Origin of the sequence: uncultured Virgibacillus sp. (assembly GCF_947495635.1) — a bacterium.
Taxonomy (GTDB): Bacteria; Bacillota; Bacilli; order Bacillales; family Amphibacillaceae; genus Virgibacillus; species Virgibacillus salarius.
In genome coordinates, this window is the sequence record NZ_CANMAB010000054.1 from 13,070 (window position 1) to 27,008 (window position 13,939).

Consider the following 13,939-nt stretch of genomic DNA (forward strand, 5'->3'; position numbering starts at 1 on the left):
ATTAGACATGTATGATGCATAACGTAAAATTATTTATTTTATTGAATTCTGAAGCAAAAATACGTTTATTAGAAGCTTTCTTTTGTTTAGGATGGGGAAGGATTCTTAAAGCATTACCCTTCGCAATGGTTTCTCCTTTGTTAGGCAATCAATCGGAAGAAACATCAAGTCAGATCACAGAAAAGAATATCCACGTGTTGAAGCACATCTCAGAATCTATTGAAATAATGAGTCGATACACACCATGGGATAGTCAGTGTCTAGTAAAAGCGATTGCTGGACAAAAAATGCTACGTCGACGCCATATGGAAAGCACATTGTATTTAGGAACGGCAAAAGATGCGAATGATGAATTGATCGCTCATTCCTGGCTACGTAGTGGTTCTTATTATGTTACAGGTAAAGCAGGAATGAGAAAATTCACGGTGGTAGCAACATTCGCGATGCGCACAAATTCAGGTAAGTCCGTTGGTGATTATCATGGATAAGTATTTAAACCTTTCTCGCCTACCGAATGAAGTAAAGCTACTTCTTGACCTTATAAATGAAAACAATGAACAAGCTATTTTTGCAGCTATTGATTGGGATAAATGTATAGATCTTATGAAGCATCATCGTATTTATCCATTACTTTATTCGAGGCTTAAAGTGAACAAAGCAATATCGTTACCTTCTGATGTCATACAGTTTTTAAGTAAGGAATATAGACGCAATACAATGGAAATGCTTCATCTTTCAGCAGAAATCGATGAGGTAAGTAATGTTTTTGCCAAACAAGCTATTCCGCTTATTGTTTTAAAAGGGCCAGTGCTTGCACACGAGTTATACGGGGATATTTCTCTACGGACTTCAAGTGATATTGATGTACTTATCCCGCTCGATCGTTTGGAGACAGCAGAGGCATTACTTAAACGCTTTGGATATGAAAAAGATGATTATATCCAAACTATTTTAAATGATTGGAAATGGAGACATCATCATGTTACATATATTCATCCACAAAAACAAATTAAATTGGAATTACATTGGCGATTACATCCAGGCCCTGCCAAAGAACCGTCTTTCACTCAATTATGGGATAGAAGGAGGAAAAGCTCGCTTCATAAGTCACCTGTTTACTTACTTGGATACGAGGACTTGTTTTTGTTTCTTGTTTCACATGGAGCACGTCATGGCTGGTCAAGGTTACGATGGATTATAGATATACAGCAAATGCTGAAATTGCAGAAAATGGACTGGATGAGCTTAAATAAGCATTTAAAAAAGTACGGTTATCATCACATAGGCGGGCAGAGTATTATGTTAGCCCGTGATCTAGTAAACACGACACTTCCCAAGGAATGGAAAACGCTTTGTACAGAACGCTCCCGAGCGTTAGCGCAAGATGCATTATTTTATCTGGAAAGAAAGGTGAATCTCCATGCTTCCCCAGTTCCTGAAGAGGTTTCTCGCTATCATAAATGGCATTTGTTTTCACTCATGGCACCGAAGCAAAAGCTAGTTTTTATATTAAGCTTTTTATATCCGTATCCAGAGGATGGAGAAACATTACCACTGCCGAAAAAACTACATGTTTTATATTTCCCGCTACGCCCTTTTTTATGGCTTTGGAGAAAGACAGTGAGGTATGCAATTAGGGGGAGCACGAGATGAAAGATATTTATTACTTCCTAAGACAAATTCATGAATTTGCTGGGAAAACACTTTACGTAAATTTGCTTGCTATGATATGCATGAGTTTTTTGGAGGGAGCAGGCATATTACTACTCGTCCCAATGATAAGCTTGATGGGGATTGTTGACATAAATACAGAAGAGCTAGCAATAATACAACAGTTTGATTTCTTATCTACCATTCCGAGCTCAATGGGGTTGCCTATTATATTAGGCATTTTTATTTTGCTAGCAATCGTACAGAACCTTCTCCAACGGCGCGTTGCCATTAAAAATGCTATCGTACAGCAGGGCTTCCTAAGGCATTTACGTATACAAACATACAGTCGTTTAATGCAGGCGAATTGGGGCTTTTATCTAAAGCATCGGAAGTCTGATCTGATTAATCTATTAAAGAAAGAAATTTCCCGTACCAGTTCAGGAATAAATTCGATTCTTATGTTTTGTACGTCACTTGTGTTTACGCTCGTGCAAATTGGTTTTGCCTTTATATTATCACCAACTCTTACCGTAATGGTATTAATCTGTGGTTTGCTACTCATCTACTTTAATCGAAAGTTCTTAAAGCAATCCCTACAATTAGGTCGTAAAAACTATGAGTTAGGAAGAGATTATCTTGCAGGAATTACGGATCATATAAATGGAATCAAGGATATTAAAAGCAACACACTGGAAGGATCTCGAATAAGGTGGTATCAATCTATAACAGAGCGTATGCAAGCAGAACAAGTTCATTTTACAACATTAAAAATGACATCACAGCTTTACTATAAAATAGCTTCTGCTGTTTTAATCGCTTTTTTTATATTTGTGGCCATTCAGCTTTTACAAGCCGAAGGCAGCCAGCTCATGTTAATTATTATCATCTTTTCCAGACTATGGCCGAGGGTTGTAGATATTCAAGCCTCCATGGAACGAATTGCCACGACTATTCCATCCTTTCAAGCGGTAAAGCATTTGCAACATGAATGTAATCAAGCGATAGAATTTATGTCTCGATCTCATGAAGAAATAAAGCCAATAACTGTAAATGAGGGTATCAAATGCAAAAATGTCTATTTTCGCTATGAAAGTAACAAAGCTGGTTATACGCTACGTAACATATCTCTATTTATTCCAGCAAATAAAATGACCGCATTTGTAGGGAAATCTGGGGCAGGTAAAAGCACGTTAATAGATATTTTAATGGGTTTAAATAAACCAGAAAAGGGCGAGGTCTTTGTAGATGGGATTCCACTTACAAAGGAAAATTTGATCGAGCTAAGGCAAACAGTAAGTTATGTTGCCCAAGATCCATTCTTATTTAATACAAGCATAAGAGAAAATCTGTTGTTAATTAAGCCAGGAGCTACAGAACAGGAACTGTGGGAAGCATTAGATTTTGCATCTGCTGCTAAGTTTGTGAGGAATTTAGTGAATGGACTAGATACGGTTATTGGCGATAGGGGTATGAAGCTATCTGGTGGTGAAAAGCAACGGCTAGTATTGGCACGTGCGATCTTAAGAAGTCCAGGAATTCTTGTGTTGGATGAGGCAACTAGTGCGCTGGATAACGAAAATGAAGGAGAGATTTTATCATCGTTAAACAAATTGAAGGATAGGATGACACTGATAGTAATTGCCCATCGGTTGTCTACGGTTCATCACGCTGATCAAGTCATTGTGTTAGATAAAGGGGAAGTCAAGCAAATGGGGACTTTTAGACAGTTAGAATCGGACGATCAAGGTATCCTATGTCAGTTATTACAGAAACAGACACAAGCCATTCGCTAATCCATTTATTACGGTTTGAAGTAGAAGGAAAATACATGAAGTACCTTATATACAGTGAAACTTCCATCCGGCTTTTAGTGAAACAAATACGTACAAAGGCTTAAATCGCCACGTCCTGTGGCAACACCTTTGTGACCTACTTCCACGTAGGCCCGAACCAATTGGACATTTACTGGCAGTAGATCCTCCATTTATCCATATTTTGTTTGCTTGAAGAGGGTTCTTACTTCCAGTTATATGCAGGTTAAAGGAGATTTCCTGAATGATTACTATAGGGAGAAAAAAGATAGCCATGCTCATATTGTGTAGTTTACTTGGATTCGTTACCTATACAATATGGGATAATCATCGATTTGTTGTTGTGGAGCAAGAAATTAAGGTTAATGGTATTCAAGATTCCTTTAAAGATTTTACGATCCTACAAATAACAGATTTACATGAACAACTATTTGGGGAAAATCAACAGCAATTAATCCAAGCTATTAATGGTATTGACTATGATGTGCTTGTTTTTACAGGTGATATGCTCGATAGCATTAGAAGCAAAAATGATTCGGCGTTTTATACGATTATTGATGGGTTGGATAATAAGGAAAATATCCTCTATGTTCCAGGTAATACTGATCCGCTTAGCTATCAGGTTGATTCAACAGTAGAAACAAGTGAATTTATAAACGGATTGAAAAAAAGAAATGTTACGTTCTTAGAATCACTTTATACCATTGATAAAGGGGAATCAGCCATTCATTTTGTTAATTTTGAACTATCTATTATCAAAAATGAACGTGCTCTGGGTAATGTACAAGGGGTAGTTCAGCCTCCATATGCTCAAAATCCTGCTTATTTAAGTTATCAACAGCAGCTGATTAAAGATCTAAAAGTGTTAGAAGATATGGATACATCAGATCTGCTTATTGCCGTAAATCATTATCCTATTGTCGACAAGCGAATAGAAACGATTAAGGCTAGCCCTGATTTAATATGGAGGAAGTATGATCTAATTATTGCTGGACATTATCACGGTGGACAAATCAGGTTACCTATTCTAGGACCTATCTTTGTTCCTGAACCCTGGTATGAACCAAATCGATTTTTTCCTCCTGCTGATCGAGTTAAGGGGTTGTGGGAGTATCAAGGAACGAAGCAATATGTGAGTGCCGGCTTAGGGAGTAGTGATGCCGTATCTTTTTTAAATTTTCGTTTGTTCAACTCTCCAGAAATAAATGTATTAAAACTGACTACCAAGCAATAATGAAGCACACTGTTTTGCTATTTCGATAGAATAGTAAAAAATTGTATGCTATTATACATTTTCTTTACAGTTCTGTTATAGCTCTTTCTGAGACTATTATCCTATGTTAGTTTAAGAGAGGATAAAAATGTAGATAGAGAGAAATGCAAGAAGGAGCAACTGTAAGTGTTTACAAAAGGAAAAAAAGCTTCATCAAGCTTATACATAAAATTAGGTGTTTTCCTACTAATAGCCACATTCTTTACTGTTTCAACCGTCTATGCAGCAGACGATCTAAAAACGGTTTACCATGTGTATATAGACGGTGAGCACATTGGTAAGGTTGATAATGAGCAAGCGATTCAACAAATGATAGATAAGAAGATAGCTATAGTGGAGCATAATGATGACAATTTGACGTTACGTCCCAAACAAGATATTTCGCTTATCTCCGAAAAGGTCTTTAATCCAACATTTGATAATGAAAAGGTGTTAGCTGCTGTGCAGGAAAATATAACGATAGAGGCAGAAGCTATCGAGCTAAAAATTGGCGATAAAAGCGTAGGCTTTTTTAAAGATTATGAGACAGCGGAGCAAGTCATAGCAAGCTATAAAGCAGAATATGTCGAGAAACAAGAATGGCAGGCATTAGAGGAAAAAATGGCGGTAAATCCAGATAATCAACGTCCAACAAAAATTACCGCGGATGATTTAGAAGTTGGCGATCGTATTGTAACAAGTATTGAGCTTTCAAACCGTGTTACATATACAGATGGTGTTATTGATCCGGAGAAGCTATTAACAGTAGAGCAAGGTCTTACTATGATGAAAAAAGGAACATTAGAAGAACAGGTGCATAAGGTGGATGAAGGAGAAGTGCTAGGTGAGATTGCTAGCAAATATAATTTATCTATGGAAGAATTGCTTGAGTTAAACAAGTCGTTAGCTGAGGATAGCGTGCTCCATGTTAATCAAGCGATTCATGTGACTGCTTATCGTCCGTTTGCCGAGGTTGTTGTAAAGGAAGCACATGTAGCAGAAGAAAACGTAAAGCATGAAACGAAAGTGATTAAATCGGATGAGCTTTACAAGGGAGAAGAGAAAGTAAAGCAGCAAGGTAAACATGGTAAAAAAGAAGTCTTGTATGCTATGGAGAAACGTAATGGTGAAGAAATAAATCAAACAGTCATTGATGAAAAAATCATAAAAAAACCACAAAAAGAGATCATTATCAAAGGTACGAAAGTAATCCCTTCTCGTGGAACAGGCAAATTGACATGGCCAGCTGTTGGCGGTCATATATCCAGTCCGATGGGAAAACGCTGGGGAAGCGTTCATAAAGGTATTGATATCGCTGGGCCGAGCAGTCGCACCATTAAAGCAGCTGATAATGGAACCATTGTATCAGCAGGCTACGATAATGGAGGGTATGGTAATAAAATTGTTATCAATCATAACAACGGGATGAAAACCATTTATGCCCACCTAGCCTCGATGGATGTAGAGGCTGGTGAAACCGTAGAAAAAGGTAGTAAAATTGGTGTAATGGGGACGACTGGTAGATCAACTGGTATTCATTTACATTTTGAGTTGTATAAAGATGGGGTACGTAAGGATCCTACCGATTATTTAAAGTAATTATAAAGGACTGATTCAGGAGCTGCTCTTGAATCAGTCTTTTTTATGATATAGAATTAAGATAATAATGAACTCCAAAGAGAATAAATGTAAAAAAATTTAAAATTCCTCTCTCATCTACGTTAAAAACCTCTCATTGCTTTCGAACATATATAAGGTTATAGTAAAAGCAACTTACCTGATAATGAACCCGTATACTAGAAAAGACATTTGAACAAAAGTAAGATAAAATAAACTTAGGATTGTGAAAGAGAAGGATGTGGCAGATATGAGTCAAAAAATACTTGTAGTAGATGATGAACAGCCAATTGCAGATATAGTAAAATTTAATTTAGAAAAAGAGGGCTATGAAGTTATTGTAGCGAATGATGGTGACGAAGCGATTGAGGCTGCAGAAGCTGAAAAGCCTGACTTGGTCCTCTTGGATATTATGCTACCAAATAAAGATGGCAATGAAGTATGTAGAGAGATTAGAAAAACGCAAACAATGCCGATTATTATGCTGACAGCAAAGGATTCAGAGATAGACAAGGTGCTAGGGCTAGAGCTAGGTGCTGATGATTATGTAACGAAGCCATTTAGTAACCGCGAACTGATTGCTCGAGTGAAGGCAAATCTACGTAGACAGCAGGTAGTTCCAGACGATACTGTGAAGGCAACAAAGGATATTGTAATTGGATCGCTAGTCATCCATCCAGATGCGTATGTTGTTTCCCGTGATGGTGTACAAATAGAACTCACCCATCGCGAATTTGAATTACTTCATTACCTTGCTCGTCATATGGGACAAGTTATGACGCGGGAACATTTATTGGAGACCGTATGGGGTTATGACTACTTTGGTGATGTTCGTACCGTTGACGTTACGGTGAGAAGACTACGTGAGAAAATAGAGGAGAATCCTAGTAATCCAATGTGGATAGTAACCCGAAGAGGTGTAGGGTATTATTTACGAAATCCTGATCAGGAGTAGTTATTCATGAGAAAAGTCGGCTTTTTCCGTTCTATTCAATTAAAATTTATTATTATTTATATTCTTTTATTGCTGGTAGCTATTCAGGTTATCGGCTCATTTTTTACAGTGAAATTAGAGGAGAGCTTAGTAGAGAGCTTTAAAGGATCGATTATGGATCGAGTGGAGCTGTTAAGTCATAATTTAGCTCAGGCTTTTGCACGTGAGCGTGATGAGGACAATCCTGATGAACCAACATTAAATGAGGAAATTCAAAGTATTGTTTCAGAGGTTCAAGCAGATGATATTACAAGTCTACAGGTGATTAGTAATCAAAGTAGAGTGATTGCTACAAGTGACTATACAACACAGGATGATATTGGAAAGAAGACAACCAATAGTTATGTGCAAGGTGCACTTACAAGTAATGCCCCTCAACCTGATATACGAGCAAAGGCAAATGATCGGTTTTATATCCTAGCACAGCCTATTTTAGATAAAGATGATAGTGATATTGTTGTCGGTGTTATTTATTTAGAGGCGTCTTTAGAATCCGTCTATGATCAATTAAGCAATATTAGTAAAATATTCCTTCGTGGCTCGATATTAGCAATTACGGTTTCTGCCTTCATAGGGATATTAGTGGCTCGTACCATTACGAAACCGATTATTGAAATGCGTAGGCAGGCGCAAAACATGGCAACAGGTGACTTTACACAGAAAGTAAATGTATATGGAAGAGATGAAATTGGTCATCTTTCAGAGACATTTAATGATTTAAATAACCGGTTAAAGCATTCGTATGCAACCATTGAGGAGGAGCGTAGAAAGCTTAGCTCGGTTTTGTCAAATATGTCAGATGGTGTAATTGCTACGGACAATTCTGGTTCCGTTACGCTTATAAATGAAGCTGCAGGAAGATTAATTGGGTATAACCCTGATGATATGATCGGAGAATATTTATTGGATGTACTGCAGCTGGACGAAAAAATGGTCGATGTTACAGAATTACAGGATAGTGGCTCGATGATTATTGATTTTAGTGATGAGGAACAAGCGTTTATTGTGCGCGCTAATTTTTCCACAGTGTTTGATGATGAAGATGAAGTAACTGGCTTTATAACGGTGATTAGTGATGTTACGGAGCAAGAAAAGATTGATCAGGAACGTAGAGAATTTGTTTCCAATGTATCACATGAGCTGCGCACACCTTTAACGACGATGAAAAGTTATATCGAGGCGTTAACGGACGGTGCTTGGCAGGATAAAGAAATAGCCCCTAAGTTCCTAAGTGTGGCACAAAATGAAACGGAACGAATGATTCGTATGGTTAATGATTTATTACAGCTTTCAAAAATGGATGCAGAGGAGTATCCATTGCAGAAGGAACGAACAGATTTTATTAGCTATTACCACCATATTATTGATCGATTTGAAATGCATATTCCGAAGCATATTGCATTACAACGAGAAATTCCAAACGGAAGCTATCATGTATGGATTGATAAGGATAAGATGACACAGGTATTGGATAATATTATTTCAAATGCGATTAAATATTCTCCTGAAGGTGGTACGATTAAGCTAAAAGCTGAACAAAAACGTCATTATTTATTGATTAGCATCCATGACCAGGGACTAGGTATTGCTTATGATAAACTAGATAAAATATTCGAACGCTTTTACCGTGCAGATAAAGCGAGGACGAGGAAGCTTGGTGGTACAGGACTCGGCTTAGCAATTGCGAAAGAGCTTGTGGAGGCGCATCATGGACAAATTTGGGCAAAGAGCAAAGAAGGTAAAGGGACAACGATCTTCTTTACACTGCCGCTTATGAATCAGAAGCGGAGGGGTGCATCGTGAAGCTAGAAACATTTAAATCATTTGCATTAGTCCTGTTGATAGGCGTAAGCTTATTACTAACATTTGGACTTTGGAGCTACCAGAAAGAGTATAGTCCGTTAGATAAGAATCCTGCGGTAGGAGGAATAGATATTGGTGGGTCAGCTGTGAAAACAAACAGCTTGATTTCACCTCAATCTGTTATTTTTCACGCGACTAATCAGCATCTTGGCTATAAAGATCCCAAGGAAAACCAACGGTTTTTTGAAGAAATGCAATCATGGATTTTAACGGATTTTTCTATCTATAATGCGAAGCAGAAGTTATCCGATTATGATATAGAATTGATTTTCCCAGAGGAGCTGCCGATTGAATTGGCCAACAGACTCTTCTCGTTTACAGATTCAGAAAGTATGGAAAAGCTACCAACCTGGTCTTTTCAGCGTATGTATATGACATTGAATGCTGATGCATCTACGATAACATTACAAATTCCGGCGTTAAATGGTAGTAAAACAGCACAGGCAGTGATCACGGACTCAGTAATTTATGAGAATCTCAGGCAATTAATTGCTTCACGGGAAGGGTTAACCGAGTTCTTACAAGTTGGTGAAGGACAGCAAGCTTTTTATATTCCAAGTAAACCGACAAATCAGTATAAATATCTGTTTACCATTCAAAAAATATCACCAAATTTATTAGTAGAGACATTATTTAAAAATCCGGATACGGTCAGTAGATCGAATACAGAGCTTAGTTCAGCTAATTATTCAAATGGGATTAGTGAGTTAAGAGTGGAGCAAAACGGTAGAAGAATGGATTACTACAATCCGATTCCTAAGGTGCTATCGAATTTTGGGTTTATGAATTTATTGGAGAAAAGTGTAGATGAAATCAATGAACATAATGGCTGGACAGGCGATTACAAATTGATGAGCGCGGATCTAGCAACAAATAGTATCACCTATCAAATGCATTATAATGGCTATCCTGTTTACAACCAGTTTGGCCTATCATTAATGGAAATGCAGTTCCGTGAACAGGAAATTTTTAGCTATAAACGCTCATTACTGCGCATAAGAAATGAATTGGAAAAAGAGCAATGGGATATCCCCTCTGGTGAAGCGGTTATTTCTCATTTGGAAGATCGCCTTGGTGAGGGTATAAAAAACCTTCAAGGTATTCAATTAGGCTATCAATATAATTATAAGGAAAATGATCCAAACGATTACGTTGAATTGGAGCCGAGCTGGTTTATGAAGTTAAATGGATCTTGGCAGAGAATTAATTTTGAGGAACGACTAAATCCTCAAAAGAAGGAGGATTAGGCATGCAGTGGAATCAAATCAAAACATTATTTATTCTTTGCTTCTTAATCCTCGATGTTTATTTGCTATATCAATTTATCGATAAGCAAGATCGAGCGAATCCCGAGCAATTTAATTATCAGGAGCAGACGCTCGAAGATAAGCTCGCCGCAGAAAGCATTAAAATTAGTGATAAAGAGGTGGATATTACAGAGGATTCGGTTATTAAGGTATCACCCAAAAAGCTGACAGATACTGAAATGGAGAGAATAGCTGGATTAAGTAATCAGGACCCACAAATTATTAATAATTATACGGTTGTTTCAAGGTTCAAAGAGCCTGTTTCGATTCCCAAGCAAGCAAGTGTAACGAGTATTAGTCAGCTTGTCAAAAGCTATGTTGCTTTTTCCGATGAATTTAGCTATTGGGGTTGGAATAAAGACACGAATGTATTAATCTTTTTCCAAAATAAAAATAACCGACCTATCTACTACAATCAATATGGTTTATTACTTGTGTATTTAAATGATGCAAATGAAATGATGTATTACACACAGACGTTACTCGGTGAAGCAGAGCCACAAGGGGAAAAGTTGACCTTAATTAAGGTTAATACGATGTTTAATGAATTATATAAGGAAAACAAATTATATTCGAATGATGAAATTGTTAATATAGAGAATGGTTATTATACGAGAATCAAACGAGATACAGGAGCTCATGTGTTTGCACCAACCTATCTAGTCAGTATTAAGGACGCAGAGGATAACATTAGAAATTATTTCTTTAATGCAGTTGAAAGTTATATTTATCCTAGTGATGACACGAGCTTTATTACTTCAACAATAACCGACAGCCTACCGTTGTATAAACAAATAAACGATGAGGTCGAGTGGAAGACAGGCTTTATTGACTACTTAAATCAATTAGTAGATGATAATAAAAATCGGAGTGAACAGGAATGACCCTACGTTTTAGTGTACTAGCATCTGGAAGTACAGGTAACGCTTTTTTTATAGAAACAGAAAAGGAAAAATTGCTAGTAGATGCAGGATTAAGCGGAAAACAGATGGATCGATTGTTTCAAGAGATTAATATCGACCCAGCAGAATTATCAGCCATATTAGTAACACATGAGCATAGTGACCATATAAAAGGACTTGGCATTATAGCTCGTAAATATAATCTACCAATCTATGCGAATCAAAACACTTGGAAAGCGATGGAAGGATCGATAGGAAAAATTGCAACGGAACAGAAGTTTCTTTTTGGGATGGAAGAGGTGAAGACGTTTGGTGACTTAGATGTAGAGTCATTTGGCGTTTCACACGATGCTGCTGAACCGATGTTTTATACTTTTCATCATCATGGAAAGAAAGTTGCGCTTGTGACGGATTTGGGATATGTATCAGAACGAATAAAAAAGACGGTCGAAAATGCGGACGCCTACATTTTTGAAGCAAACCATGACGTAGGTATGCTGCGCATGGGAAGGTATCCCTGGAATGTAAAACGGCGTATTTTAGGCGATTCAGGACATATTTCTAATGAGGATTGTGGACTCGCCTTAGCTGATATTATAGGAAATAATACACAACGTATTTACTTAGCTCATTTGAGCCTTGACAATAATATGCGAGAGCTTGCTCGTATGTCGGTAGATAGTGTATTACGAGAAAGAGGAATATCCTTAAATTTATTGGATACAGATCATAAAAGTCCAACACCACTTTATGAGGTTGTTTAACATTTTGTTTATTTTTTTAATCATTATGGGAATAACTAAGTGTGAAATGTTTTAAACTGTTGATCGTAAGGGGGTAGGTAAATGGGTTATTATGATGAGCACTATCCACCAAATCCATATCGAAAGAGAAAGAAAAATTGGCTTGTACCTGTATTATTAGGCGTAATTATCGGAGTACTGCTAGTGACAATGGCATTACCCGCATTAGTTGATTCGGGAATTATCTCCATAACGGAAGAAAGTCAGCTGCATACAGAATCTGGTAATACAGATCCCAATGTACCAACGCAAACGCTGAATGTTGATGTATCTACACAGATAACCGATGTGGTGAATCAAGTCACCCCGGCAGTTGTTGGTGTAATTAATATTCAACGGCAAAATGATTTTTGGCAGCAACAGGAAAGTGATAATCAAGCTGGAGAAGGCTCTGGTGTCATTTATAAAAATGAGGATGGCACAGCTTTTGTGGTGACAAATCATCATGTCGTTGAGGGTGCGGATACCATAGAAGTTGTATTATTTGATGAAACACATATTGAGGCAGAGTTAATCGGCAGTGATTTGTTTTCAGACTTAGCCGTGTTACGAATGGATGGAGAACAGGTAGATAAGGTTATTGAATTAGGCTCATCTGGTAGTGTGAAGGTAGGAGAGCCAGCCATTGCCATTGGAAATCCACTAGGACTCATGTTTTCTAGTTCTGTAACTCAAGGTGTAATTAGTGGGACGGAGCGAACAATACCACAGGATTTCAACCAAGATGGACGCGCAGATTGGCAAGCTGAAGTTATTCAGACAGACGCTGCGATTAATCCTGGTAATAGTGGTGGTGCATTAATTAACATTAAGGGTCAGTTAATTGGTATTAATTCCATGAAGATTAATGAAACAGCCGTGGAAGGATTAGGATTTGCCATTCCGATTGATTCGGCAATGCCAATTATTACTGAGCTAGAAAGTAAAGGTGAAGTAACGAGACCTTATTTAGGTGTTGAAATCTACTCATTAGATGAGGTGCCGCAATCTGAATGGAATAATACGCTTAATCTGCCGAATGAGATCGAAGGCGGTGTGTATGTGTGGAGTGTAGAACCATTATCACCAGCTGATCAGGCAGGATTGAAACGATTAGATGTAATAACTGAATTAGATGGTAAACAGGTTATGAACATGATTGATTTACGTAAAATTTTATATCAAGAAAAAGAGGTTGGCGATGACGTTTCCGTTGTTTATTACCGTGATGGGAAGCGCAAAGAAACAACGATTAAATTGGGTACCCAAAAATAAGTGGTCAAAGCCAAAGGGCTGTGGATAATGAAAGAATCCGTTAAATGCTCTCCTTGAAGATGGCACAAGAACTGGAAAAAAAGCTTGCATAGCAGGTTCTATGTGAAATTATACAGAGGATAGTGTTTGTACAGCGCTGTGGAAACATACTTCCGTAAATAGAACAAAGCATGTAGAATTAAACAAAGCCGCACGGATTTCGAAGGCTATTAACATTTTGATGAACAGTTTGGCTTCACCTAGCCCTATAGGCTGTCGAGAACTTCTCGACAGCTTTTTTGGTAAGTTAAGAAAGTATAAAATCAGTGCAATGACTGCGTTAAGCGATTTTTGAAATGTTTGATGTATATTGGCAATGCTCCGACGAATTACTTCGCTTTCCGCGGGCACGGCTTCAACTAACTTGGCAAAGAAGAACACGTTGCAAAGTGGATTTTCGGCTCGTGCTAATCCCGCAGGAGTCTACGTAATTAGTCTCCGCTA

Annotated in this window: 11 protein-coding genes; all 11 read left to right on the plus strand. The window is 37.7% G+C overall.

Annotation, left to right across the window (positions count from 1 at the left end; all coding sequences use genetic code 11):
• Window positions 1-11 precede the first annotated feature (11 nt).
• The 11 genes from Q1A47_RS12425 (at window position 12) to Q1A47_RS12475 (ending at window position 13,456) form a co-directional block, all read left to right on the plus strand.
• On the plus strand, window positions 12-488 hold the full coding sequence (locus tag Q1A47_RS12425; protein WP_246484818.1) for a lasso peptide biosynthesis B2 protein: 477 nt from the start codon (window positions 12-14) through the stop codon (window positions 486-488).
• The gene (locus Q1A47_RS12430; RefSeq protein ID WP_034678715.1) at window positions 481-1,653 is read left to right on the plus strand and encodes a nucleotidyltransferase family protein; all 1,173 of its coding nucleotides are present in this window, start codon (window positions 481-483) and stop codon (window positions 1,651-1,653) included. The genes Q1A47_RS12425 and Q1A47_RS12430 overlap by 8 nt, the downstream gene beginning before the upstream one ends.
• Entirely contained in the window at window positions 1,650-3,446 is a 1,797-nt protein-coding gene (locus tag Q1A47_RS12435) for an ABC transporter ATP-binding protein (RefSeq protein ID WP_166530710.1), read from the plus strand. Before Q1A47_RS12430 ends, Q1A47_RS12435 begins: the two co-directional genes overlap by 4 nt.
• A gap of 262 nt (window positions 3,447-3,708) precedes the next feature.
• The gene (locus Q1A47_RS12440; RefSeq protein ID WP_166530711.1) at window positions 3,709-4,698 is read left to right on the plus strand and encodes a metallophosphoesterase; all 990 of its coding nucleotides are present in this window, start codon (window positions 3,709-3,711) and stop codon (window positions 4,696-4,698) included.
• A 165-nt stretch (window positions 4,699-4,863) separates the two neighbouring features.
• On the plus strand, window positions 4,864-6,315 hold the full coding sequence (locus tag Q1A47_RS12445; protein WP_166530712.1) for a M23 family metallopeptidase: 1,452 nt from the start codon (window positions 4,864-4,866) through the stop codon (window positions 6,313-6,315).
• A 268-nt stretch (window positions 6,316-6,583) separates the two neighbouring features.
• Window positions 6,584-7,288 (plus strand): response regulator YycF, encoded by a 705-nt coding sequence (yycF, locus tag Q1A47_RS12450; RefSeq protein ID WP_026680489.1) that lies wholly within the window; start codon window positions 6,584-6,586, stop codon window positions 7,286-7,288.
• 6 nt (window positions 7,289-7,294) lie between these two features.
• On the plus strand, window positions 7,295-9,130 hold the full coding sequence (walK, locus tag Q1A47_RS12455; protein ID WP_166530713.1) for a cell wall metabolism sensor histidine kinase WalK: 1,836 nt from the start codon (window positions 7,295-7,297) through the stop codon (window positions 9,128-9,130).
• Window positions 9,127-10,437 (plus strand): YycH family regulatory protein, encoded by a 1,311-nt coding sequence (gene yycH / locus Q1A47_RS12460; RefSeq protein ID WP_026680490.1) that lies wholly within the window; start codon window positions 9,127-9,129, stop codon window positions 10,435-10,437. The genes walK and yycH overlap by 4 nt, the downstream gene beginning before the upstream one ends.
• 2 nt (window positions 10,438-10,439) lie before the next feature.
• On the plus strand, window positions 10,440-11,381 hold the full coding sequence (yycI, locus tag Q1A47_RS12465; protein WP_121604197.1) for a two-component system regulatory protein YycI: 942 nt from the start codon (window positions 10,440-10,442) through the stop codon (window positions 11,379-11,381).
• A complete protein-coding gene (locus Q1A47_RS12470; RefSeq protein WP_026680492.1) occupies window positions 11,378-12,163 on the plus strand; it encodes an MBL fold metallo-hydrolase in 786 nt (261 codons plus the stop codon). The genes yycI and Q1A47_RS12470 overlap by 4 nt, the downstream gene beginning before the upstream one ends.
• 81 nt (window positions 12,164-12,244) lie before the next feature.
• Complete coding sequence (locus Q1A47_RS12475; RefSeq protein WP_166530714.1) at window positions 12,245-13,456, plus strand: S1C family serine protease; 1,212 nt, start codon at window positions 12,245-12,247, stop codon at window positions 13,454-13,456.
• Window positions 13,457-13,939: the final 483 nt, after the last annotated feature.